The 25,053-nt window shown below is 59.3% G+C and carries 24 protein-coding genes; 7 read left to right on the top strand and 17 right to left on the bottom strand.

All coding sequences use genetic code 11. From position 1 onward, the window contains the following. Window positions 1-263: 263 nt before the first annotated feature. Window positions 264-1,424 (top strand): glycosyltransferase family 4 protein, encoded by a 1,161-nt coding sequence (locus LZG00_17970; protein ID MCF3595875.1) that lies wholly within the window; start codon window positions 264-266, stop codon window positions 1,422-1,424. A gap of 34 nt (window positions 1,425-1,458) precedes the next feature. Here the strand turns inward: LZG00_17970 and LZG00_17965 are convergent, their stop codons facing one another. Further along, window positions 1,459-2,100: a sugar transferase gene (locus tag LZG00_17965; GenBank protein MCF3595874.1), complete on the bottom strand. Its 642-nt coding sequence runs from the start codon at window positions 2,098-2,100 to the stop codon at window positions 1,459-1,461. A gap of 1,232 nt (window positions 2,101-3,332) precedes the next feature. On the opposite strand from LZG00_17965, the gene LZG00_17960 reads away from it, so the two are divergent. From LZG00_17960 to LZG00_17945, 4 genes are read left to right on the top strand one after another with little or no spacing between them, the layout of a single operon-like run. Next, window positions 3,333-6,161, top strand: coding sequence for a molybdopterin oxidoreductase family protein (locus tag LZG00_17960; protein ID MCF3595873.1), 2,829 nt, complete (start codon window positions 3,333-3,335; stop codon window positions 6,159-6,161). Then, complete coding sequence (locus LZG00_17955; GenBank protein ID MCF3595872.1) at window positions 6,161-6,892, top strand: 4Fe-4S dicluster domain-containing protein; 732 nt, start codon at window positions 6,161-6,163, stop codon at window positions 6,890-6,892. Before LZG00_17960 ends, LZG00_17955 begins: the two co-directional genes overlap by 1 nt. Window position 6,893: 1 nt before the next feature. Continuing rightward, complete coding sequence (locus LZG00_17950; GenBank protein ID MCF3595871.1) at window positions 6,894-7,766, top strand: dimethyl sulfoxide reductase anchor subunit; 873 nt, start codon at window positions 6,894-6,896, stop codon at window positions 7,764-7,766. Window positions 7,767-7,797: 31 nt separating this feature from the next. After that, window positions 7,798-8,913, top strand: a complete 1,116-nt coding sequence (locus tag LZG00_17945) for a P-loop NTPase (GenBank protein MCF3595870.1) — start codon at window positions 7,798-7,800, stop codon at window positions 8,911-8,913. Between the two features lie 255 nt (window positions 8,914-9,168). On the opposite strand, the gene LZG00_17940 is transcribed toward LZG00_17945, so the two are convergent. Together LZG00_17940 and LZG00_17935 are read right to left on the bottom strand one after the other, a co-directional pair. Further along, window positions 9,169-10,260, bottom strand: coding sequence for a YeeE/YedE family protein (locus tag LZG00_17940; protein MCF3595869.1), 1,092 nt, complete (start codon window positions 10,258-10,260; stop codon window positions 9,169-9,171). A 137-nt stretch (window positions 10,261-10,397) separates the two neighbouring features. Continuing rightward, window positions 10,398-10,700 carry a metalloregulator ArsR/SmtB family transcription factor gene (locus LZG00_17935; protein MCF3595868.1) on the bottom strand — a complete coding sequence of 101 codons (303 nt, stop codon included), beginning with the start codon at window positions 10,698-10,700 and terminating at the stop codon, window positions 10,398-10,400. 166 nt (window positions 10,701-10,866) lie between these two features. Here LZG00_17935 and LZG00_17930 point away from each other — a divergent pair, with 166 nt between their 5' ends. Together LZG00_17930 and LZG00_17925 are read left to right on the top strand one after the other, a co-directional pair. Then, a complete protein-coding gene (locus LZG00_17930) occupies window positions 10,867-11,370 on the top strand; it encodes a DsrE/DsrF/DrsH-like family protein (GenBank protein MCF3595867.1) in 504 nt (167 codons plus the stop codon). A 39-nt stretch (window positions 11,371-11,409) separates the two neighbouring features. Continuing rightward, complete coding sequence (locus LZG00_17925) at window positions 11,410-11,634, top strand: sulfurtransferase TusA family protein (protein ID MCF3595866.1); 225 nt, start codon at window positions 11,410-11,412, stop codon at window positions 11,632-11,634. A 146-nt stretch (window positions 11,635-11,780) separates the two neighbouring features. Here LZG00_17925 and LZG00_17920 read toward each other — a convergent pair whose 3' ends face one another. From LZG00_17920 to dsrA, 14 genes are all read right to left on the bottom strand, one after another. Next, window positions 11,781-13,163 (bottom strand): cobyrinate a,c-diamide synthase, encoded by a 1,383-nt coding sequence (locus tag LZG00_17920; protein MCF3595865.1) that lies wholly within the window; start codon window positions 13,161-13,163, stop codon window positions 11,781-11,783. Further along, window positions 13,160-14,173 (bottom strand): glycosyl transferase family protein, encoded by a 1,014-nt coding sequence (locus LZG00_17915; protein MCF3595864.1) that lies wholly within the window; start codon window positions 14,171-14,173, stop codon window positions 13,160-13,162. Before LZG00_17915 ends, LZG00_17920 begins: the two co-directional genes overlap by 4 nt. A gap of 21 nt (window positions 14,174-14,194) precedes the next feature. Then, window positions 14,195-15,394: a polysulfide reductase NrfD gene (gene nrfD / locus LZG00_17910; GenBank protein ID MCF3595863.1), complete on the bottom strand. Its 1,200-nt coding sequence runs from the start codon at window positions 15,392-15,394 to the stop codon at window positions 14,195-14,197. Between the two features lie 4 nt (window positions 15,395-15,398). Then, a complete protein-coding gene (locus LZG00_17905; protein MCF3595862.1) occupies window positions 15,399-16,127 on the bottom strand; it encodes a 4Fe-4S dicluster domain-containing protein in 729 nt (242 codons plus the stop codon). A gap of 62 nt (window positions 16,128-16,189) precedes the next feature. Further along, a complete protein-coding gene (locus tag LZG00_17900; protein MCF3595861.1) occupies window positions 16,190-16,675 on the bottom strand; it encodes a hypothetical protein in 486 nt (161 codons plus the stop codon). A gap of 2 nt (window positions 16,676-16,677) precedes the next feature. Beyond that, the gene (locus tag LZG00_17895) at window positions 16,678-18,627 is read right to left on the bottom strand and encodes an NAD(P)-binding protein (protein MCF3595860.1); all 1,950 of its coding nucleotides are present in this window, start codon (window positions 18,625-18,627) and stop codon (window positions 16,678-16,680) included. A 29-nt stretch (window positions 18,628-18,656) separates the two neighbouring features. Continuing rightward, window positions 18,657-20,162 carry a (Fe-S)-binding protein gene (locus tag LZG00_17890; GenBank protein MCF3595859.1) on the bottom strand — a complete coding sequence of 502 codons (1,506 nt, stop codon included), beginning with the start codon at window positions 20,160-20,162 and terminating at the stop codon, window positions 18,657-18,659. Window positions 20,163-20,196: 34 nt separating this feature from the next. Further along, window positions 20,197-20,919, bottom strand: coding sequence for a respiratory nitrate reductase subunit gamma (locus tag LZG00_17885; GenBank protein ID MCF3595858.1), 723 nt, complete (start codon window positions 20,917-20,919; stop codon window positions 20,197-20,199). A gap of 91 nt (window positions 20,920-21,010) precedes the next feature. After that, window positions 21,011-21,343, bottom strand: coding sequence for a TusE/DsrC/DsvC family sulfur relay protein (locus tag LZG00_17880; protein MCF3595857.1), 333 nt, complete (start codon window positions 21,341-21,343; stop codon window positions 21,011-21,013). 41 nt (window positions 21,344-21,384) lie between these two features. Continuing rightward, the gene (gene tusB / locus LZG00_17875) at window positions 21,385-21,693 is read right to left on the bottom strand and encodes a sulfurtransferase complex subunit TusB (GenBank protein ID MCF3595856.1); all 309 of its coding nucleotides are present in this window, start codon (window positions 21,691-21,693) and stop codon (window positions 21,385-21,387) included. A gap of 14 nt (window positions 21,694-21,707) precedes the next feature. Continuing rightward, window positions 21,708-22,112: a sulfurtransferase complex subunit TusC gene (gene tusC / locus LZG00_17870; GenBank protein MCF3595855.1), complete on the bottom strand. Its 405-nt coding sequence runs from the start codon at window positions 22,110-22,112 to the stop codon at window positions 21,708-21,710. A 12-nt stretch (window positions 22,113-22,124) separates the two neighbouring features. Next, window positions 22,125-22,517, bottom strand: a complete 393-nt coding sequence (gene tusD, locus LZG00_17865; protein ID MCF3595854.1) for a sulfurtransferase complex subunit TusD — start codon at window positions 22,515-22,517, stop codon at window positions 22,125-22,127. A 16-nt stretch (window positions 22,518-22,533) separates the two neighbouring features. Next, window positions 22,534-23,619, bottom strand: coding sequence for a dissimilatory-type sulfite reductase subunit beta (dsrB, locus tag LZG00_17860; GenBank protein MCF3595853.1), 1,086 nt, complete (start codon window positions 23,617-23,619; stop codon window positions 22,534-22,536). A gap of 73 nt (window positions 23,620-23,692) precedes the next feature. After that, complete coding sequence (dsrA, locus tag LZG00_17855; GenBank protein MCF3595852.1) at window positions 23,693-24,991, bottom strand: dissimilatory-type sulfite reductase subunit alpha; 1,299 nt, start codon at window positions 24,989-24,991, stop codon at window positions 23,693-23,695. Window positions 24,992-25,053: the final 62 nt, after the last annotated feature.

The following is a 25,053-nucleotide window of genomic DNA, read 5'->3' as shown; positions in this document are numbered from 1 at the left end:
CCCTCTCTATCGCGGTTCTTGGTCAGGATGAAACCTGAACTCGAATTCGAAAGCCGTGCGTTGCCCGTTCGTTCAAGGCGCTTCGACCTCGTCTTGAATTTAACAATATGTCGCAAGACCTTATCAAACGTTTTCCTCTCTGTCGTCACGACCATTCGCCAATTGTCACGGAATGGTCCACAATCCCCCCGATTTCTGCCCACTGACACCGCTTGAATGACACCGAAACCCGCCCAACCTCGCTTTTGCCCAAGGCCTTGCCAATGACCGCTTTGAAGATTGCCTATCTCTGCGACATCTCGCCAAAGCATAAACAGCCCTATTCCGGCGGCAATGCGCGGATTTTCAAGGCGCTGTCCGAGCGTGCTGATGTCACCTTGCTGCCACGCCACTGGGGCCGTGTCGAACTCCTGCGTCAGGCGATTTATGGCCTCCCGGATGGCATGCAACTGCGTATCAGGTGGCGCGCGCACCTTGCCCTTGCCCGTATTATCGCCGCCCCGGTCAACCGCGCCCTGCGCGAAGGTGGCTTCGATGTGGTCTTTGGCGCCTATTCCTTTCAATCGCTGTCGCGGGTCCTCCCACCGCCCGGCTGTCTCAAGGTCTACTCCTCAGACGCCACACCAAGCGTCTACAAACGCTCAGAAATCGGCGACATATACCGCTCGCCGCTGCTCACACGCCTGTTGCTCGACCCGATAAGCCTGCGCGCCGAACACCGTGTGATGAATTCACTCGACCTGATGATCTGCCCGTCGCAATGGCTCAAACGCGAGGCCGATGCGCTCTATGACCTGCCCCCCAACCTAGCGCATGTCATTCCCTGGGGTGCCAATGTCGATGATCCCGGCCTGGCCCCGCCACCGCCCGCTCCCAGCATCGATACGCCGCTCGATCTGCTGATCATCGGGCGCGACTGGTTTGCCAAAGGCGGCCCCGAGGCGTTCGAGACGATGAACATCCTGCGCGCGCGCGGGGTCGATGCCCGCCTCACCGTGATCGGCTGCACCCCGCCCGAGTTTCACATCAACGAATATGTCACGGCGCTCGGCGCGCTCGACAAATCCAAGCCTGACGAGGCCGCACGCCTGGACTCTGCCCTGCGCTCGGCACATTTCCTCATGCAGCCCAGCGTCGAAAGCTATGGTTTTGCCTTTTGCGAGGCGGCAGCCTATGGCTTGCCATCGCTGTGTCGCAATATCGGCGGCGTACCGGTGCGCGATGGCATCACCGGTCACCCCCTGCCCGCCAACGCAGAACCCACCGATTTCGCCGATGTCGCGATGCGCTATTTGTCCGATTCCAAGCGCTATTTCGCCCTGCGCGCCTCGGCCCGCGCCGACTACGAGGCCCGGCTCAATTGGCCCGCGTGGGCAGATGCCACAATCGCTCTGATGCATGAAAAGCTGGCGCAATCCCGGTAGAGCAGGCCTCCCGCTCACCATCCATTGAAACGTCTTAATACCCCGTCGCGCGCAGCACGACCGTCACGGTCCGCGCCATCACCCGCAGATCGGTCCCAAGCGACATCCCCCGGAAATACGCGTTGTCGTAAAACGCCCGCTCAGCAAAGCTGGTCTCGTTGCGATCACTGACCTGCCAGAACCCGGTGATCCCCGGGCGCATTTCGTAATAGGCCGCGCCGGGATAAAGCTCGCGCTGATCCACCATCATCGGGCGCGGCCCGACAAGCGACATCTGGCCCAGCAGAACGTTGAAAAGCTGGGGCAACTCATCCAGCGATGTCTTGCGGATAAAACTGCCAAATAGGGTGATGCGCGGATCGCTTTTCAGCTTCTGATTCAGATCCCATTCGACCCGTGCCTCTTCGTTGCGCTCCAGATAGGAATCAAGGATCTCATCGGCCCCCGCCACCATCGAGCGCAGCTTGAACATGTGAAACACCCGGCCCTTTCGGCCCAGCCGCTTTTGCACATAAATCGGCGAGCGCCCGTCAAGCGCGATAATCGCCATCAGCGGCACAAGAATTGCCACCGTCGGCACCAGCGCCACCAGCACAAGCACAACGTCAAGCAACCGCTTGACCCAGCGGCGATACGCCCCTGTCCCGCGGCGCAGCGGTTTGTCGTTGTCGATCAGGCCTTGCAGCCTGCCGACATCAAATCGAGGCACAATACGTTCGTTCACAACACAATCCCCAAGCGAAAACGCAGACACCGACAAAAAGCTTTTGAATCACGCCCTAGATCACGCCTGTCGCGGCGCTGGCCGTAATCCCGCATGACCCAGAATTACAGCAGGGCCATTTTTAGCACTTCGTCGTCGCATGCGTCCCCCAGACATCACACGTTCGATCTGGCGCAAGCCCCGGCCCGTCAACAGCCCCACAAGACGGGTTCGGATCTGTCTGTCTCGCAGCAGTTCGAATGCGTCGAAAATAGGGCGGCAGGCCCCCACACGTCAAACCTTGTCTTTACGCCACTCAACTTTAAGGAGAGTCATCTTTCATCGAAACCCTCCAAACACCCCACCCCCGACGGCGCAAAAACCGGTGAAACCGCCGCCTGTTCACCGCCGCTCTCTCGGCGCGCAAACCGGTCACGATTTATTTGTCGGCTGAACAGTCTGATCCGTGTCCTTCATCCAAATCTGACGCTTTGCCAACAATTCGGCTCCGCCCTCTCATGTGGCCTTCCTCCTTCACTTGTAGCGTGTTGAGAAACAATTCAAGCGGTGCCTCGCGGCTTGCAGCGGCTCACGAAACAATAACGCCGCTTTTTTCGGCAAAACCCGCTGAAAACACGTGATTTTTACTTCGCCCCGCAATTCACGACCTGACGAAAACCGCGCAAAATTCCCCCTCGATCCGGCCGCTTCCGGCCGTCGAAACCGACCTTTTGCCCGCCATCGCCCATTGCCCTTGCCGCCTGTTCACATCCCGTTTACACCCGGATGCAACACCTCCCCAAGCGCTCCCCAGGCAACACGCTGAAAGCGAGTATGCAGACCAAAATATCTCAACCACCGCCTCCTCCAACGCCCGTTCAACCGCGTTTCATCCCCCGTTGCACCGAATTTTTAGGCAAATTTCTCGCCAATTTGCCCCGAATCAGCCGCACATTCACCAGTTGCAACCAAACGCTCCGGCGCGGCGCCGTGCCAATGCCACCCGCAGGGCTGAAAACGTACCCAAAACAGAGCCGCAACAGGGTTTCCATAAGGCCAGATATCAGTCTCTATAAGACCAGCTTACTCTCGACAGCAAACCTACTGCTCTGCGCAACTATCATTTGGTAATTGGACGCAGACTTGCGTAATGTAATCTCATATGCAGCTATCGCGATACAATATTAGGACAACGAGGCAATTAGATGACAGAAAGCAAACTGGCCGCGCGCCCTTCTCCCAAGGTTTCCGACGAGATACGGCAAACGACCTGTTACATGTGCGCCTGTCGTTGCGGCATCAATGTGCACCTCGAAAACGGTCGGGTAAAATACATTGAGGGCAACCGCGATCATCCCGTCAACAAGGGCGTGCTCTGCGCCAAAGGCTCGGCCGGGATCATGCAGCATTACGCCCCCTCGCGCCTCAACGCGCCGATGAAACGCTCCGGCCCACGCGGCTCGGGCGAGTTTGAGGAAATAAGCTGGGACGAGGCCTATGCCATCGCCACATCCTGGCTCAAACCGCTCCGCGACACCGCCCCGGAAAAGCTCGCCTTCTTCACCGGCCGCGATCAATCTCAAAGCTTCACATCCTTTTGGGCACAGGCCTTCGGCACCCCCAATTACGCCGCACACGGCGGCTTTTGCTCGGTCAACATGGCGGCGGCGGGCATCTACACAATGGGTGGCGCCTTCTGGGAGTTCGGTCAGCCCGACTGGGAGCGCACCAAGCTTTTCATGATTTTCGGCGTGGCCGAAGATCACGATTCCAACCCGATCAAGATCGGAATCGGCAAGATGAAGGCCAATGGCGGCAAGATCATTGGCGTGAACCCGATCCGCTCGGGCTATAACGCCGTGGCCGACGACTGGATCGGCATCACCCCCGGCACTGATGGCCTCTTTATCCTTGCGATGATCCACGAATTGCTCAAAGCCGGGAAAGTCGACCTTAACTATCTCACCCGCTACACCAATGCCGGTTTCCTAGTGAACACCGACCAAACCAACCCCGATTTCGGCCTCTTTTTGCGCGACTCCGACGGCAAGGCGCTGATCATCGACCGCACCAACGGCAAACCGGTGCCTTTTGATGCGCCGGGCGTCAAACCCGATCTCGCGGGTCATATCCGCCGCGCTGGCGTCACCTACAAACCCGCCTTTCAACTCTTGGCCGAAAAATACCTCGACCCGCAATACGCCCCTGAAAACGCTGCCGAAAAATGCGGCCTCACGGCTGAAAAAATCCGCGCAACCGCCGCTGAACTGGCCCGCGTCGCCTTTGACGAGGAGATCACCCTCGATATCCCTTGGACCGACTGGAAGGGCGAAAAGCACGAGAAAATGACCGGCCGCCCGGTCTCTTTCCACGCCATGCGCGGCATCAGCGCCCATTCCAACGGCTTTCAAACCTGCCGCGCGCTGCACATCCTGCAAATCCTCCTGGGCAGCGTCGAAGTCCCCGGCGGCTTCCGCTTCAAACCGCCCTACCCCAAACCGCCCGAAAGTCACCCAAAACCCCACGCAGGTGCGCAGCCCGGCAAGCCGCTCGACGGCCCGCACTTGGGCTATCCCTTGGGTCCCGAACACCTTCTGATCAACGAGGATGGCAGCGCCAAGCGCATCGACAAGGCCTTTACGTGGGAAAACCCGTTCTCGGCGCATGGCCTCATGCACATGGTCATTTCCAACGCCCACGCGGGCGACCCCTATAAGATCGACACGCTGTTCATGTATATGGCCAACATGGCGTGGAATTCTTCCATGAACACCAGCCAAGTCATCAAGATGCTGACCGACAAGGATGAAAACGGCGAATACGTCATCCCGCACTTCATCTATTCTGATGCCTACAGCTCGGAAACCGTCGCCTACGCTGATCTCATCCTACCCGACACCACCTATCTGGAGCGTCACGATTGCATCTCCCTTCTCGATCGCCCGATCTGCGAAGCCGAAGCCGCCGCCGACTCCATACGCTGGCCCGTGGTTGAACCCGACCGCGACGTCAAAGGCTTCCAATCCGCCCTCTGTGATCTCGGCGCACGTCTCGGCCTGCCCGGTTTCGTCAACGATGACGGCTCCCAGAAATTCGACGATTATGCCGACTATATCGTCAGTCACGAACGCCGTCCTGGCGTCGGCCCTCTTGCAGGTTTCCGTGGCCCCAATGGCGACAAGAACGGGCGCGGCGAACCCAACCCGAAACAGCTTGAGAAATACATCGAAAACGGCGGCTTCTGGATCAATCACATCCCCGAAAACGCCCAATTCATGAAGCCGTGGAACCAGCATTATCAGGATTGGGCCGTCGAAATCGGCATCTTCGATGCCCCCGCGCCTTATGTCTTCAACCTCTACTTGGAGCCGATGCGCAAGATGCAGCGCGCCGCCGAAGGTCATGGCGATATCCAACCGCCCGACCACCTGCGCGATCAACTCAAAGCCACGATGACGCCCCTGCCCGAATGGTATGAACCCATCGAAGAAGGCATGGTCGACAAAGACGACTACCCGCTGCACGCCCTGACCCAGCGCCCAATGCACATGTATCATTCGTGGGGGTCGCAAAACGCGTGGCTGCGTCAGATCACCGGCGTCAATAAACTCTTCATTCCCGGCTCGGTGTGGGACGAAAAAGGCTTCACCGAAGACGACAATTGGGCCTATGTCAGCTCGACCCACGGGCGCATCAAATGTCAGGTCGCCCGCATGGATGCCTTAAATGAAAACACCGTCTGGACATGGAACGCCATCGGCAAGAAGCGCGGCGCTTGGGCGCTGAGCGAAGACGCACAGGAAAACACCAAAGGCTTCCTGCTCAACCACCTCATCAACGAACTTCTCCCACCCAAGGGCGATGGCCGCCGCTGGGCCAACTCCGATCCCGTCACCGGGCAAGCGGCATGGTTCGACCTGCGCGTGCGTATAGAAAAAGCCCCCCCCGGCGGCCCTTCTGAGCCCGCCCACACGGCTTCGAAATCCCCAGTCGGCCAAGGCCCCAAAGACATCGCATACGGCGAGGAATTCTAATGACAACCCTACCCACCTCCACCGAGAAGAAACTCGGCCTCGCCATTGATCTTGATACCTGCGTGGGCTGCCACGCCTGCGTCGTAAGCTGCAAGGAATGGAACACCTCAAACTACGGCGCGCCCCTCTCCGACATCGACGCCTACGGCGCCGAACCACACGGCACTTTCCTCAACCGCGTCCACACGTTCGAAGCCCAACCCGAGAGCGGCTGCTCGCAAACCGTCCACTTCCCCAAATCTTGCCTGCATTGCGAAGACGCCCCCTGCGTCACCGTCTGCCCCACCGGGGCCAGCTATAAACGCACCGAAGACGGCATCGTTTTGGTGAATGAGGATGATTGCATGGGCTGCGGCCTCTGCGCCTGGGCGTGTCCTTATGGCGCGCGCGAACTCGACCTGCTGGCCGGCGTGATGAAAAAATGCACCCTCTGCGTTGATCGCATCTACAACGAAAACATCCCCGAAGAAGACCGCGAACCCGCCTGCGTGCGCACCTGCCCCGCCGGTGCGCGCCACTTCGGCGACTTCGCTGACCCTGACTCAAACGTTTCGCGCCTCGTGGCCGAGCGGGGCGGCATTGACCTCATGCCCGAACAAGGCACCAAACCCGTCAATAAATACCTGCCCCCCCGGCCCAAGGACACGCCCTCCTCCGCCCGGCTCGAAGAACCCCACAAAGAACCCAAAGGCTTCCTCGCCTGGCTCGACAAAGCACTGGAGGCTCTCTGACATGCACCCGGCTCCCTCCGTCATTATCTTCACCGCTTTCTCCGGCTTGGGCTTCGGCCTTCTCGCATGGCTCGGCATCGGCCTGCCGCCAGTCACCGGCTGGGTCGCCTTCGCATTCTACGTGCTGGGCTATGGCATGGCCGTCGGCGGCTTGCTCGCGTCCGTCTTCCACCTCGGCAACAAGAAAAACGCGATCAAGGCGTTCTCGCAATGGCGCTCATCCTGGCTCAGCCGCGAAGGCGTCATGGCCGTGCTCGCGCTACTCACCCTGGCACCCTATGCCTTCGCTCAGGTGTTCTTTGACACCATGATCCGCCCCTTGGGTATCCTCGGCGCGATTTTCTGCGTGATCACCGTCTTCACCACCTCGATGATCTATACCCAGCTCAAATCGGTGCCGCGTTGGAACACCCCGCTCACGCCTGCGCTCTTCCTGGCATTCTCTCTCGGCGGCAGCGCACTCTTCGTCGATCTGCCCCGCACCACAGCCGCCCTCCTCACACTCCTCGGCGTGCTGCAAGTGATGGTATGGATCAAGGGCGATGCCAAAGGCCAAACTGGCGACAGCACCATCGAAAGCGCCACCGGTCTCGGGCGTATCGGCAAGACCCGCCTGCTGGAACCGCCTCATTCGGGCCAGAACTACCTGCTCAACGAAATGGCCTACACGGTCGCGCGCAAACACGCTCTGAAACTGCGCTTCATCGCGCTGATCTTCGCCGTCATTGTGCCGGTCATCCTGCTGCTGACCCTGCCACTCACCCATTTCATCGGCTTTCTGGCCGTGCTCTCACACCTCATCGGCCTCTTTGCCGCGCGCTGGCTGTTCTTTGCCGAAGCCGCCCATGTGGTGCGCCTCTATTATGGCAAGTAACCCCACCAACACCTGACCCCGAAAGACCGCCATGAAGAAAGTCATCCTCAGCCGCCTGCAAACCATCCCCGTCGCCGGGGTGCATCCCGATCTCGTAATGTCGGGCATGATCGTCGAAGGCGAGGTTTCCGTGACGGACGGCAAAGTCATCATCCCCGTGCATGTCCCCGACGACTTCTCGGGCGATCTCGCCGCACTGCAATCGGCGATCGAGGCCAAGATCGAACCGGTCGAAGGTGTCAAAAACCTGCTCGTCGTCCTCACGGCCGAGCGCGCCGCGCCCAAAGCCCCCGAACCGCCCCGCCTCAAGAAACGCCCCACTGAGCCCAAAGGCGACGACGACAAACGCCCCGCCATGGCGCCCATTCCCGGCATCAAGACAATCCTCGCCATAGCCTCAGGCAAAGGCGGCGTCGGCAAATCCACCTGCGCCACCAACATCGCACTCGGACTGTCGCAACTCGGCCTCAAGGTCGGGCTTCTGGATGCCGATATCTACGGCCCCTCTGCCCCCAAACTGATGGGCATCCAAGAACAACCCCGCATTGAAGGCGACCGGGTGTTCCCGATTGAGAAATACGGCATCAAGGTCATGTCGATGGGCTTCTTCATGGAGGAAGAAAACCCCGTCATCTGGCGCGGTCCCATGGTGGTCTCGGCGCTGATGCAATTCACCCGCGAGGTCGACTGGGCCGGCGATTGGGGCAGCCTTGATGTTCTGGTCCTCGACATGCCGCCGGGCACTGGTGATGCGCAACTCACCATGGCCCAACAAACCCCGCTCACCGGCGCGGTGATCGTCTCCACCCCTCAGGATCTCGCCCTGATTGACGCGCGCAAAGGGCTCAACATGTTCAAGAACGTTGATGTCCCGATCCTCGGCATCATCGAAAACATGAGCACCTTCATCTGCCCGCATTGCTCCAAGACCAGCGACATTTTCGGCCACGGCGGCGCCGAGGAAGACGCCCGCCGTCTCGGCGTTCCCTTTCTTGGCGCCATCCCGCTGCATATGGACATCCGCGAACATTCCGACGCTGGCACGCCCGTCGTGGTCTCCCAACCCGACAGCCCCCACACAAAGGTCTACAAATCCATCGCCCTCAAACTCGCCACCCGCCTCTTCCCCGAAGACGACCCGGACTAGGCCACGGCCCACCCGCCCCTTCATCTTGCCAGAAATATCCCGGGGAGCACGAGGGGCTGGCCCCTCGTTCCCGCCCGTGTCGCGCGCACCAACGCACGCAGGATTAGGTTAATCCCGCGTCAATTTTTTCGAAACCGCCTGTCATACACCTGTCAGCCGGAAGTCAGCCGCCGGTCACCCCCCCGATTCGCATAATCGCAATGGCGTTAACCCGTCGGCACGCTCCGGTAACACTCAGCTAAAATGCACCCCGACTCAGATCATCCGCTCCATGATCTTCATGCCGATAAATCCGCCGATGACGATGGCGACAAAGGTCAGAAGCGATCCCAGTGCCAGCGTCGAAAACCCGGTCACCGCCTGCCCGATGGTACATCCCAGCGCCATCACCCCGCCAAACCCCATCAGCATCGCCCCCCCAAGATTGCGCAGCGTATCGGCCGGGTCCGAGAAGGTGGCGAGGTGGAATTTCCGCTGGAAAACCGCCATCAAGAACGCCCCCAAAAGCGCGCCCGCCGTGGTGGTCACGGCAAAGCTCGGCACCTTGTCGGCGGTAAACCGCATGAAATAGTCGATGCTGTCCCCCGCCGGGCGCACATAGCTCAGCGACGCCAGCATCGGGTTGTCGGCAAACTCGTCAAAGGTCATCGCCGTCAACAGCCACCCGGCAATCACACAAAGCCCGATACCGACCCCCGCCACCAGATTGACAGGCGAGTGGCGAAAGCTCCGATCGGCAAAACAATAAATCAAAAGCGCCCCGGCAATCACCACCACGCTCAGCCACGTGGCGGTTTCCGCCGCCATGCCGGTCAGACCGGAAAGGATTGTATTTATTCGATTATCAGCAAGCCCGGCGCTCCCCATGTCAAAACTCGTCGCATCGACAAATGCCACCCGGCTCTCGGCCAGAACCCCGCCGATGGTCATATAGGCGGTGGCGCCGATCATCCACAACACGATCAGCGCGCGCAGATCGCCCGCCCCCGCCCGCACCAGGTTCTTGGAGACACAGCCGCCGGAAAAAACCATGCCGATCCCGAAAATCAGACCACCCAGAATATGACCGCCCCACATCAATTGCGAAGTCACATAGAGGCTGCTGCTCATGTCGGCGATGCCGCTGCGCTCTATCCACAGCACCCCGATCATCGCCACCGCCACCGCCAGCAGCCAGGCGCGAAACCGTCTCCAGTCGCCAAAATTGGCAATGTCCGAAAGCGACCCCATGGTGCAGAAGTTGGTGCGCGCCACAATCGCGCCGAACACCACCCCGATCAGTAACCCACCCCAGCCAACGTAAAACGCAGCATTCTCTACCGCGGCCTCTTTCCACGCCTCGATCATCGTCCCTCCCCTCAAGTGTCTTTTGTTCGCGCAGACCTGAGCGCCCGCCAACCTAATCAAAAATTAGCATATATGATTGAACCTTACCGAACGAAAAATGTCGCACCCGACACCCGTGCGCCCCTCAAGCGCAGATTTCATCCCGGCGCCGCGCAATAAAGCGCGTGCAGCGTCTGCAAGATAGCGATCGCCTCATCGCTGTCGATGCGATAGATCACCGATTGCGCATCGCGCCGGTGCGCCACGATGCGTTCGCCGCGCAGCACCGCCAGTTGTTGCGAAACCGTCGATTGCCCCAGCCCCGTGGCAACCTGCAATTCCTGAACCGAGCGTTCGCCTTCCAGAAGATTGCACAGGATCATCAGCCGCTTCTCGTTCGACATCACCCGCAAAAGCTGGCTGGCCCTGCCGGAGTTTTTTTCAAGAACACTCAGATCCATCGAATATCCCCCGCCTCTAGCGCATACCTCCTCTGGTACAGGGCGCACAGTTCGACAAACAAGCATAATTCCCCATTTTGGTGGCAGAACGGCGCAAGATTGACTCGATTTTCTCCCCGCATATTGTAATATTCAAATATTGGAACCTTTTTGGGAGACCCGGTGGATGAAGGATAGCAACGATCTGGAGAATGCCAAGAGCATGTCGATCATCGTCACCAAGGGGTCGTTGGATTGGGCCTACCCGCCCTTCATCCTCGCCACCACTGCGGCTGCGATGGATGTCGACGTAACCATGTTCTTCACTTTCTACGGTCTGCCGCTCCTGAAAAAAGAGCTGAACATGAAATTCACCACGTTGGGCAATGCCGCCATGGAGATGCCGATGATGGGCGCGCACATGCCGATGCCCAACCTCATGGGCATGATGCCCGGCGCTGGCGCTCTGGCCGGCACGATGATGAAAAACCTGATGAAAAAGAAGGGCGTCGCCTCAATCGAGGACCTGCGCGAAGCCGCGATCGATCTCGATATTCGCATGATCGGCTGTCAGATGACACTGGATCTGTTTGAGTATAAACGCGAAGACATGATCGACGAAATGGAAATCGGCGGCGCCGCCACCTATATGGAAAACGCGCTGAAATCCGATATCAACCTATTCATCTGAACGCTGAAAAACCAAGGATTTAGGGAGGAGAGAAACCACATGGCCGATCAACTGTTGGACGCGAAAGGGCTGAACTGCCCGCTGCCGATCTTGAAAGCAAAGAAAGCCCTCAAAGGCATGAGCGCCGGTGAAATATTGGAAATCCAGGCCACCGATCCTGGCTCGGTCGCCGATTTTGCCGCCTTCTGCAATCAGACCGGCAACCAGCTTCTGAGCCAGTCAAACGAAGGCGATGTCTACAAGTTCGAGATCAAACGCGCCTGATCCAAAGCGCGCGTTTCACTGTATGACAGGCTATGAAAGCCCCGCCCAGATCCCGGCGGGGCTTTTGCCTATCCGCGCCCAAGCCCTTCATCTTGCTCAAAATATCCCCCCCCGGAGGGTCCCGCAGCAGCCTCGCGCGCAATCGCTCAAAACTCGCAAACCCTCCCCTTGCATCGTCCCACAAAACTCAAAAACGCGGCAACCCAAGGCACCTGCGCGGTGTTGCGCAGATGGATGAACCCGGCCACGGTATTGCCCATCACAATCGCGTCACGCGCGCCATCGGTGCCATGCCCACGTGTGATCTTTCGCGCAAAAGTCAGCCCCTCGGGCAGCCCGTCCAGCGACGCATAGTGAAACTCATGTGCACGGATTTCCCGCCCCGCACTCCCCCAGGGATTGGCCGCCGTGCAGTCATAGCGCACATAGCCGCGCCCCTGCGGACGCGCATGCATCTTCGCACGCCCCGGAATGAAGCTAACCATCTCATAACTGTCCGCGCCCCAATCGATCCCCTCGCAAAGATACATCAAGCCGCCACATTCCGCATAGCACGGCAAGCCCGCCTCCAGCGCCGCTTTCAGCGATCTGCGCATGCTCACATTCGCCGCCAACTCCCCGGCCCGCATCTCGGGAAACCCGCCACCGATGAACAGCCCGTCAATATCCGGCAGTTCCTCCTCCCGCGTCATATCAATCGGCACCAAAACGGCCCCCGCCGCCTCGAACGCCTCCAGATCGTCAGGGTAATAAAATCCAAAAGCCGCATCGCGCGCATAACCGATCCTAAGCCCCTCTCCCGGCTTCTCGACAGGTCTTACATGCGGCGCACCCTCGAAATCAGGTGCCCCATTCGCCAGTTTTCGCACCCGCTCCAGATCAACCGACCCGCCCACGATTTCGCCAATCCGCGCCACGATGGCATCGCGTTCGTCGGTCTCGCTGGGCGGCGTCAGCCCCAGATGCCGCTCGCCAATCTCAAGCCCCGCATTGCGCCAGACCGACCCCAGAACCGGCAGACCCGAATAGGTTTCAACGGCGCGCACCAACTTGGCCTCATGGCGTGCGCCCCCCACCTTGTTCAGGATCACACCGGCGATATTTACCTCTTCATCAAAGGCGCGATAGCCCAGCAAGAGCGGCGCAATCCCCCGGCTCATCCCCAACGTGTCGATCACCAGAACCACGGGCAAACTCAGCAGTTTGGCCAGCGCCGCATTGGCGTCCGAGCCATCCGGCTCCACCCCGTCATAAAGCCCCTTGTTGGCCTCTACTAACGACAGACCTCCCGATCTTTCGCAGAAAAATCGCGTGATTTCCTCCGGCTCCATCGCATTGAAATCAAGGTTGTAACAAGCCCGCCCGCTCGCCGCCGCGAGCCACATCGGGTCGATATAGTCCGGCCCCTTCTTGAAGGTCGAAATATCCACTCCGCCCGCGCGGAACGCTGCCGAAAGCCCCATCGACACCACCGTCTTGCCCGATGACTTGTGCGCCGCCGAGATCATGAAGCGCGGGGCGTGGGTCATGTCTGATAGGGCAGAAAGCCATTGTCGCGTGCCTGCCAAAGCGCGCCCGCCGCCGCTTCGGCCTCCTCAATCGACCCCGCCTTGCCCATCGTGCGCAGCGTTATCGCAATCGTGCCGATGATCGTCGCCGTGGCATAGGCGTCATCCACGTCGCCGCGCCAAACATCCACCAACCGCTCCAGCGCCATTTGGTCATCCGGCGGCTGATGCCCCTCGGGTAGACGCTGCGGCCATGTCTCGACCAGCGGTTCCGCGTTGCCGTGCGTCCTCCAAACCTGCGTCGGCTTATTGGGCCGCCGCTCCACCTCACCGCCCTCGCCGCGAAACACCGCCATGTTTTCGATCCCCATCAGGCGCGCCGCACCCGCGTGAATATCCATGAAGCCACGATGGAAGATCCCCTGCATCACCGTGGGCGCATCAAACGGGTTCAGCATGCGCGAAAACGAATGCACCGGCGAGCGCAGACCAAAAACCGGCCGCAAATCAATCAGATGGCGCAGCGTCGGGCTCATCACTTCCAGCGGCACATAGGCAAATTTGCGCGCCTCGATATGCTCACCTGCCTCGACCAGAGATGCCGCCGCCGGAAAGCCCAAGCTCTCCAACACCTCGCGAGTATAGAGCCGCCCCGGCGTATGCCCTTCCGTGCCATGCAGACAAACCGAATAACCCGCATTCACCAGCGCGAGTACCGACAGCACAAACCAAGGCAGCTGGATCCGCTTGCCCGCGTAAGAGGACCAGTCGATATCGACCTCTGGCATCTCCTTGGGCAAATCGAACGTCTGCCGCGCCCCGATGGCAAAGCCCGCGATCTCTTCGGGCGCTTCCTCCTTGAGCCGCAAGAGCATCAGAAACGCCCCGATCTGCTCGGGCAGCGCCTGCCCACTCAACAGCATTTCCATCGCCTCTTCGCTTTCTTCAAGCGTCAGGTGGCGTTGCTTGGTCTTGCCGCGGCCCAGAATGGCGACGAATTTGGAAAACGGATGTGGGGCTTGTGCGTTCATGGTAGCCTCTCTTGGCCTGGATCAGTTGCCGGGCACATTGGCATCCCTCAAGTTGGTCGGCAATATGCGCAAGACTTTTGCCGCCACCCCCACGATCACAAGCGCCAGCGCCACACCGCCCAGCCCCAGCAAAACTTCTGGCCATTTCGGCGCATAGCTGGCCACCTCTCCATCGTAAAAGCTACTGGAAACCTCATATCCCGGCAGCATCTCCAGCGGATAAAGCTGCCCGCCCACCACGATCACATAGACCTGCGCCAGCCCGCCAATGATAACAAGGATCGACGCCCAGATCGGTTCTGATTTCGCCTCGCGGATATATGGCAGATAGATCAGCGCAATCGGCAGCAGCCCACCAATCACCACCTGCCCCAGCCAGAATGCCCAGGTCACATGGCCACCTTCCAACAGGATGAAACGCTCAAACCCGGCATGTTCGGCGGCATAGAGCGCCGTCAAATGCTGCACGGCGGTAAAATACAAAACCACCATGGCAAACAGCGCAAGAAGCTGACCCAGCCGATGCATCAGCACTGCGCCAATCGCCCGCCCGGTCAGCCTGAACAGCGCCACCAGCACAAGAATGAACACCGCCAGCCCAAAGCTGAAGGACATCGCAATAAACAGCGGTGCCATGATCGCCGCATCATACCCCGGTCGCGCCACCAGCCAGCCAAAGATCGAGCCGGTCCCGGTGGTCAGCGCCAGCCGCCACAGGAAAGCAACCGTCCCCGCAACCCGCACATATCTGTAGTCCAGGCGGCTCATCTGCACGGCAAGGTAAACCGCCACCACCACCAGAAAGCCGGTATAAAGATAGATATTCCAGGCAAAGATCGACTTGAAATTATAGGTGGTCATCGCCACCAGCAACCGGTCAGGCCGCCCCAGATCAAGCACCAGAACCGCCAGCCCCCCGATCAGCAGAGACATCGCCAGCACCGCAGATAGGCGCGCAATCGGCTTATATGGTGCTTTGCCAAACACGCTGGCAATCGACGCCGCATTCAAAGCCCCCGACGCCGCCACAATGAGAAAAATGGCAAACACATGCGGCAGGCCCCAAACCACCTGATTGGTCATACCGGTGGCGATATGCCCATAGTGTTCGACATATAACACCGCCGCCCCCGCCGACACGATGAACGCCATCAGCAACAACGCCACACCCCAAACCGCCCTCGTGGCCTTGATTTCGCGATAAATCGTGCGCTCTGTCATCGCCTTACCCCTGTCCAAGCTGCGTGTAACGAACCCCGGGATTCAGATCGAGATCGGGGCGCAACGCACTTGAAGGGAACGCCGCCAGACGCTTGGCAATCTCGCTTGTCGGATCTTTCAGATCGCCGAAAATGATCGCCTCATGCCCCGCCGCCGCACAGGCCTCGACGCAAGCAGGCGTGCCGCCCTTATCCACGCGATGCACACAAAGCGTACAGCTTTCCACCGTGCCCTGCCCGCGCGGCGCGTGGCTCTTCTGGTTGATCACCGGCTCATGCACGAAACTACGCGCCTTGAACGGACACGCCATCATGCAATAGCGGCAACCGATACAGGTATGTTTATCGACCAGCACGATCCCGTCCGCCCGCTTCATGCTCGCCCCCGTCGGGCAAACATCGACACAGGGCGGTTCCTCGCAATGCTGGCACATCATCGGCATGTTCGCCTGATGCCCGGTCGCCTTGCTGGTCAACGTCAGCTTGCGGATCCATTGCGCATCGGTTTCCGGGCTGTCGCCGCCGCCCCAGCCGTTTTCTTCCGAACACGCGCTCACACAGGCGCTGCAATCGTCCTTGCATTTGCTCACGTCGATCAACAGGCCCCAGCGTTTGCCCGCGTCCGCACCCGCCGCCTCGGCTGACGATCCGCCAAACGCCATCAGCGTCACACCCGGTGCCAATGTCGCAGTGGCCACGGCTGCACCGCTGCGCAACAAATCGCGCCGTGTCATCTCGGCCCGGTTCATCGCCTGTTGCGCAGGGGGTTGCCGGGCGTCTTTCGGCATCTGAAACTTCATTCGCCCAAGCCCCCGCTCTTGCCCGCGAACCGCTTGAGATACCCCTCAACCGCCCCGATATCACCCTGCGGAGGCGGCATCATCGCCTGATCGCGCCCCGATATCGCATGCTCATCCACCCCATCAGGGGTCGAGCGGTGGCACGTGAAACAATCAACCTTAACAGCCACATAATCATGGCACACCCGACAGAAATGCTTGTCGCTGTCATAGGTTACTGGCGTTCCCTGATCGTCGCTGACCGCATGACACTCAAAACACCCCTTCAGGCTCGCCTCGATCTCGCGCTCGCCCCGGCGCAGCGTCAGGTCGCGATCATGGCGCATCATCTCCATGTGGTTCCTGCGCCAGAAACCGTTGCCCTCGGCATGCGCCTCGCCCACGCCCTTGGGAATATCGGGCAACAGCGATGCACGACCCTCGGCAACGGCGCCCCCGGCCAGCATCATCAGAAGCCCGAAAAGAACGGCAGTCCGTATCATGCCTACTCCCCAAGCCCCATCTTGATATAGCCCGACGGGCAGACATCGGCGCAGATGTGGCAGCCGATACAGGCGTTGTAATCGGTATAGACATAGCGCCCGACCGTGCGGTCGGCCTTGGGCACGCGATGCACCGCGTCCTGCGGGCAATAGATCACACAGTTGTCGCACTCCAGGCACATGCCGCACGACATACAGCGTTCACCCTCCTTTTGCGCCTGCTCCTCGGAAAAGCCGATGATGCGTTCCTCAAAGTTGCCCAGAACGGCATCGCCCTCGATATGCACCTCTTCGCGCAACTCGCGTTTCACATAGCCGAAATGCCCCTTGAAAAGCTCACTATGCGGGATGATCTGGTTGCTGCCACGATCCTCGTAATTGTGTATCGCGAAATTCGCGGTATTGGTGCCGCGCGTCTGGCTGTGGTCATAGGCTTCCGGCTGTTTGCCGCGCTGGTGCAACTCTTCCATCAGGTTGAAATGATGCACGTCCACTTTCGGGCGTTTGGCCACTTCGCCATCATCCAGAAAATCGGTGATGATCTCGGCCCCGATCCGCCCGTGGCCGATGGCGGTGGTCAACAGGTGCGGCTTGACGATGTCGCCACCGGCGAAATGCTTGTCGCGCCCCTTGACCTTGTAAGGCCCCTCGATGTCGATGAACCCGCGTTCGTTGGCGAACCCCTCCAGCCCGCTGAAATCACCCATCTGGCCGATCGCGGCGATTATGATATCGGCCTCTATCTCAAATTCCGTGCCTTCCACCGGCTCGGGCACCATCCCCTTCATGGTGCATTCGCACATCCGCAACCCCGTGGCGCGGCCTTGCGCATCCTTGATCACCTCCAGCGGCATCACCCCGCCGCGCAGGTCGATCCCCTCGCGCTTGGCGTCGTCGCGCTCGCGCTCGGCCGCCGTCATCTGATCAATCGGAAACAGCGAGGTCAGCGTCGCCTGCATCCCCTCACGGGTCAGGCTTGAGGCCACATCATGGCTGGTAAAATCAATCACCGTGCCGTCATTGCGCTCGGGAATCCCCGGATGGGTGATATGGCCCAAACGGCGCGCCACGCTGGCCACGTCGATCGAGGTATCGCCCCCACCTACAACCACGACTTTCTGAGCCGTCCCAAATACATAGCCCTCGTTGAACGCATCGAGAAATTCGATCCCGTTGATACAGTTCTCGGTGCCTTCCCAGCCCGGAACAGGCAGCGGGCGACCGTTCTGCGCGCCAATCGCCCAATAGATCGCATCAAAGGCCGCTTCCAGCTTCTCGATGCTCACGTCCTCACCGATCCGCGTGCTCAAATGCACATCGACCCCCATGTCGATGATCCGCCCAATCTCGCTCTCAAGCATGTCGCGCGGCGTGCGATAGCCCGGAATACCATAGCGCATCATCCCGCCCAGATGCTCATGCGCCTCGAAAATCGACACCTCATGGCCATCAAGGCGCAGGAAATACGCCGCCGACAAACCCGCCGGCCCGCCCCCGATCACCGCCACCTTGCGCCCCGTCGCCACCCCCGGCGCACCCATTTTCACGCCATTCTGATTGGCCCAGTCGCCGACATATTGCTCGACCGCGTTGATCCCAACATAGTCATCCACCTCGTTGCGATTGCAGCCTGCTTCGCAAGGCGCGGGACAAACCCGCCCCATGGTGGCCGGAAACGGATTGGCCTGCGCCATCCGCTGAAACGCATATTCCTGCCACGCCATACCCTCGACCGGCGGCTTGTCCATGCCGCGCGCAATCGCCAGCCAGCCGCGAATTTCATGCCCCGAAGGACAGGCCCCCTGGCACGGCGGCGTCTTGTGCACATAGGTCGGGCATTTATAGGAGGTGTCTGCGACAAAAATCTTCTCTTCCAGATCCCAATCCGCCGGAGTCTCGCCCTCCTCAAAGCGGCGAAAAGTCAGCTTGCGCTCGGTGCTCAGGTCATTCATCTCTCTCTCCTCCAACGGCCGTGCCGCTCTTACGCGGCCTCGGTGTCGTCCTCATTGTCCTCGTCCCCGGTTTCCTGCCCGGTCAGAATGATCGCATTGGAAACCAGCTGATGCACCGAAACGATGCTGTCCATTTCATAGCCATAAGCCGGCATCACCTTGGAAAACTGGGTTTTGCAGATCGCACATATCGCCGCCATGTGGGTGACCCCATGATCCTCCGTCACCTGTTGCAGCGCCGTCATCCGTGGGCTCGCGCCCTTCTTGCGCAACTCCATCAGATCGTCGGTCAGCAATCCGCCGCCCCCGCCACAACACAGGGTCGACTCGTGCGTGGTGTCGCGGTCCATGTCGAAATAATGGTTGCACACCGCCTTGATCACATTGCGCGGCAATTCAAACTGCCCGCCGGGCTCGTCCCCCATCCGGCTGCCCCGCGCCACATTGCAACTGTCGTGATAAGTCAGGCGGATATGATCGTTGCGGGATTTGTCGAAAACGAATGTACCCTTCTCGATCTCGCCCCAGGTAAACTCCATGATATGCTGCGGCACAGGGTAATTCTGATCAAGAAAATCAAACGGTCCCGCCAGCGTGTTGAGGAAGCTATACGCCACCCGCCACGCATGCCCGCATTCGCCAAAAACGATCCGCTTGACCCCCAGATCCTCCGCCGCCTTGCGAATCCGCAACGCGATCTCGCGCATGTTCTCGTAAGAGCCAATGAACAACCCGAAATTCGCCGCTTCCGAGGCATAGGACGACAGCGTCCAGCTCACCCCTGCCTCGTGAAACACCTTGGCATAACCCAAAAGCCCCTCGATATGCGGCTCGGCAAAGAAATCCGCAGACGGCGTGATCAATAGAATATCCGCGCCCTTTTCATCCAGCGGCAGGCGCACCGAAATCCCGGTGTCCTCCTCCAGATCTTCCTCCAGATCCTCCAGCGTCGCGCGCAGCGCCTTGGGGTTCAGCCCGAGGTTGTTGCCGACATCCTTGACCTTGCCGATGATCTCGTTGGAGTATTTCTGACCGATCCCGACGCAATCCATGATCTCGCGCGCCGCCATGGTTATTTCGGCCGTATCAATGCCATAGGGGCAAAACACCGAACAGCGGCGGCATTCACTGCACTGATGGTAATAGGAATACCATTCGTTGAGCACATCCTCGGTCAAATCCCGCGCGCCCACCAGCTTGGGGAAATATTTGCCCGCAAAAGTGAAATAGCGCCTATAGACCGAGCGCAGCAAATCCTGACGCGCAACCGGCATATTTTTCGGATCGCCCGTGCCGAGAAAATAGTGACACTTGTCGGTGCAGGCCCCGCATTTCACACAAGTATCAAGATAAACCTGAAACGCCCGGTTTTTCTCGCCCAGATCCTTCATCTTGGCCAGCGCGACCTCATGCCAGTTTTCCACCAACTCACCGGGAAAGCCCAACTTCTCCTGATGCTCGGGCGCCGCGCGAAACGGCTCCAACCCCGCCATTGCCCCGCATTTCAGCCGCGGAATCTCCAACGGATGGTTCATTTTGACAGGATCCTCGCCACCATCCGCCATTCGCCTAACCCTCCAGCTTCTTTGCCCAGGGCGCGATGTGGCGCACCTCGCGCGAGTTATCGACCTGGTTGCGCGTCGGGCTGAAGAACACGCCCGGCGCATGCAACAGCTTGGAAATCGGGAAAACAATTATCAACAACGCCACCGCACCGAGATGAACCAGCAAAATCGGATCACCGGGCAATGTCTCGATACGTAACCGCAACAGCCCCAACATGAAGGCCTTCACCGCCAAAATGTCGGTATGCACCACGAACCGCATCATCATGCCCGACCCGACGATCAACACCAACAGCGCCAGCATCAGATGATCGCTCGGCGCGGTGATATAGCGGATCCGCTCGACCGATAGGCGCCGCGCCCACAGGCCCAATAGCCCGATCAGCATGGCAAAGGCGCCGTAGGTGCCGATGGGTTGCGCCAGCGCCACCCACCACCACACATCAAAGGTGAAATAACGGATATGACGAATGAGAACTAACCACATCCCCATGTGAAACAGCCAACCAAACAGCCAGATCCACTTGTTGCTTTTGAACAGGCTCTCAAAGAACACCACCTCGCGAAACATCCGCAAAACCACGCCGCCCGTGCTTGTCGGTGCCGGCGTGGTGGGGATTTTCAGCGGCGCGGGCGTGCGCGCATATTTGCGGATTTTCGCCCCCACGCCCACGACCAAAACCACGGTCGCGACCCAGAATAATATGGCGTAAAGCACAGAAATCACGCGGACTCCTCCCGTCCAATTCACGCAAGACCCTGAATTTCAAAGCCTTTTACCTGGTCAGCCTCCCAACTGACCAGACGTGCCCATCCCCTCAGACACAGCCCGTCGGCTTGGGCAGACCGGCAATCTTGCAGGCTTGCTTGGCCGGGCCATAGGGGAAAAGTTCGTACATATACTTGTTGTTGCCCACGTCCGGCCCCATCGACTTTTTGATCGCCTTGATCAGAACCCGTACCGCAGGCGCGATCTGATATTCCTCGTAATACTCCCGCAAGAAATTCACGACGGCCCAGTGTTCCTCGGTCATGTCTATGTCTTCACTGTCGGCAATCACCTGCGCCAAATCCGTGCTCCAATCGGACAGCGTCGTGATATAGCCCTCTTCGTCATGCTCAATGGTCACGCCGTTTACGTCGTATGACATGCTTTTATTCTCCTCACATTCGCCCCCGCGGGGCTGTTCCTTCAAAGCCAGGATTGCGTCCGGTCCGTTTCGGCCACCAGATCGACAAATCCATCATATCCCACAGGCGCAACGCCCTCTATAAGTCGCCCTGCGTTAAGCCCGCGCGCCGCCAGATCCTCGGCCAGCACATGAATCCGCACCGCCCCGGCCCGCGCCGCGACCGCCTCGGATAGGCTGGTGCCCGCCAAGCCGCCATAAACTCCGTCTTCGATCATCAAAATCGCATCGCCGTCCTGCGCATGCCCAAGACAACTCAAAAGCGTCTGTGTGGCGAAGGGCGATTTGTTCACCGTATGAAGCGTTGCCATGTCCCGTCCCCCCTCTAAAAGCTCAGCACGACATCTTGATCGGCCATCACATCGGCCATCTCGGCGCGGCTGATGATGCGGATACTAGGCTTTTCAGCCCAGTCATCATCTTCATCCTCATACATGATCTGCTGAAGATCATCTTCGGACAGCCCACGTTCCTCCAGGCTCTCTTTCTCGACGAAAAACTTGGTCACGTCATAATCACCCAACGCCCGGAACGTGGGCGAGAAGTTCTTGACGCCAATGCCCTCGGTGTTCTGCCCGCGGGTCAGCTGAAACACCCCGTCATCAAGGAAGGCCAGCGAAACATCCTGCTCAAACGCCGCCCCGATCAACACCACTTCCAGAGATTCCAGCGCATAGATCGTGCCATAAGGCGCCTTGCGGTTCACATAGAGGAATTTCTTGGTCGTCATCGCTCTTCCCCCTCAGTCACCGAACGTCACCAGACGGTCCGTCTGGATTCCCATTTCAATCAATTGCCCCAGCCCCGAAATCCGAAAACCCTCGGCGATATTGTCGGCGTCCTTGCCCTGTCGCTTGGCCTCGTTTTCGTCCAGAACCCCACGGCGTTGCGCAGCAGCAATGCACACCACCAGATCAGTGCCATGTTCCGCCGCCAACTCGGTCCAGTTCTTCTGGATATTGCGCTCGTCCTGCGGCGGCACCGACAGGCGCGTGCCGACATTCACACCGTCATGATAAAAGAACACGCGCGGCACCTCATGGCCCTTCGCAATCGCGGCTTTCACAAAGCGATAGGCCGTGTCCGCCGCCTGATGCGTATACGGCCCCTCGCTGATCACTACTCCAATTTTCACCTGTATTTTCCTCGTCTCAGAAGTGGACATGCGCCGATGTATTCATCGTTTTGCGCGCTCCGGTCCAGGTGTCGATATGATGCTTGGTAAAGGCCAGCCCGGTCATCTCGAAGAACCGGTTCCAACCGATCCGCTCGATCCATTCGCCCATCCGTTCCCAATGCTTGGCGTCCTTCTTATAGGCCTGCACGATGGTCTTGACGACCTCAACAACCTCGGGCCAATGCGGCGCGTTGTTGGGCAGGTTGGCCACGGCCAGCTTGTGGAACGTCGGCTTCGAGCGTGCATTCGAATGCTTGCCCCCCACCCAGATCGCAATCTTGGTGGATTCGTCGCTGTTGATCTGCATCGGCGGGCATGGCGGATAACATGCCCCGCAGCAGACGCATTTCTTTTCGTCGATCTCAAGCGAAGGCTTGCCATTCACCATCGCCGGCCTGATCGCCGCCACCGGGCAGCGCGCCACGACAGCAGGGCGTTCGCAGACATTGGCCACCAGATCGTGGTTGATCTTTGGCGGCTTGGTATACTGCACGTTCACCGCGATATCGCCCTGCCCGCCACAGTTGATCTGACAGCAGGACGTGGTGATACGCACCCGGTTGGGCATCTTCTCCTGAATGAACTCTTCATGCAGCAGGTCCATCAGCCCCTTGACCACGCCCGACGCATCGGTGCCCGGAATGTCACAATGCAGCCAGCCTTGGGTGTGGCTGATCATCGTCACAGAAGCCCCGGTGCCGCCCACCGGAAAGCCCGCTCCGGTCAACGCCTCCACCAGTGGTGCCACCTTCGCTTCATCCGCCACCATGAATTCAATGTTTGAACGGGTGGTAAATCGCACATGCCCATCGGCATATTCATCGCCGATGTCACACAGCTTGCGAATGGTGAACACATCCATCTGCCGCTGTGTCCCGGCGCGCACGGTCCAGATTTCATCGCCCGATTTCGAGACATGGTGCAGCACCCCAGGGCGCGGCCTGTCATGCCAGTCCCAGTTGCCATAATTCTTCTTCATCACCGGATGCATGTAAGAAAACGGGTCGGGAACCCCCACCTCGTCGGGCATCCGCGGCTTCACTCTCTCGGTTGTCGTCATGTTCTTTCCTCCCACGTACCCGTCCGAACCTCCCGGACCCGGCAACGCCTCCTCATTCCTCTAACGAACCCGCCTAATCGGCGCCGATCTGAAGCCCGGCCTCACGCGCCTTGCGCTCGAACCATTTCGCGGCCTCGGTGTCGAAATCATCGGTGCGCACATAGCTCGACGTGCGCGGGTGGTTGACCATGTTGGGATCAACATCAATGTCCAGCGCATCCAGAAACGCCGGTAGCCCGATCCGGTCAATCGTCTCACCCACCCGCTCATGCTCCAGCGCGTTATCGGCAAAAAACTCAACCACGTTCTCCGCGAACTCTTCCAGCTTCTCAAAATCCTCGTCACTCTCAAGCTTCATGAACGGCACCACCATGATGCCCATCAGATCGCCGATCTTCAGGCTCCGCTTGCCGCCGATCATGATCGAAACGCCGCGATCGTCGCCGGGCGAAAGCGCCTTGGTCATGACGTTGATGCAATGCATACAGCGCACGCAGCTGGGGTTGTCGATTTCCAGCGTATCATCATCATTCAGCGAAATCGCCCGCGTCGGGCACATGTTTACAACCGTGTCGATGGTATATTTGCGGCCCTTCTCGGCCACATGTTCCTTCACCTTCTCCTGATTGATCTTGATCTCGTCGCGCCATGTCCCGATCACCGCGAAATCGGCCCGATGCACCGCGTTCACGCAATCATTGGCACAGCCCGAGAACTTGAACTTGAACTTATAGGGAAGCGCCGGGCGATGCATCTCGTCCAAGAGCTTGTTGATGATGGTGCGGTGCGCGCGCACCTCGTCATAACAGCTCTGCTCACAACGCGCGTGGCCAACGCACGACATCGCCGTGCGAAGCGCCGGACCCGCCCCACCCAGATCAAAGCCGATCTTGTTGAGCGCATCAAACGCCTTCTGGGTGTTTTCGGTGCTGCACCCCTGAAACATGATATCGCCCGACTGGCCATGAAACGCGATCAGCCCCGAGCCATGCTCCTCCCAGATATCGCAAAACTTGCGCAGAATATCGGTGTCATAGTGGTTCCCCGCCGGCGGCATCACCCTGAGCGTATGAAACTCGCGTGATTCGGGAAATCTGTCGGCCACTTCGGAAAACCGCGGGATGATCCCACCGCCATACCCGAATACAGAAACCGTGCCGCCCTTCCAGAATCCCAGCCGCTTTTCATAAGAATGGTTAAGCTGCCCCAACAGGTCATTCATGATCTTGCGGTTGTTGTCCGAGCCCTCATCGCGCAGCTTTTTCAATCCGGTGACAAAGCTCGGCCAAGGGCCATCTTCCAACTGATCAAGTTGCGGCGTCGGATGAACATCCTTGCCATCTACGGTTTGTTTCGCGTCGCTATCCTTCATGGAATCCTCCCAGATTGACCTCAGCGCGCAGCGGCGCGGCCTTTCCCCGGGGTGCCGTTGGT

Source organism: Rhodobacteraceae bacterium LMO-JJ12 (assembly GCA_021555075.1).
Classification (GTDB): Bacteria; Pseudomonadota; Alphaproteobacteria; order Rhodobacterales; family Rhodobacteraceae; genus JAKGBX01.
The sequence above is the reverse complement of the archived record's forward strand: the minus strand, read 5'-3'. Positions and strand labels throughout refer to the sequence as shown.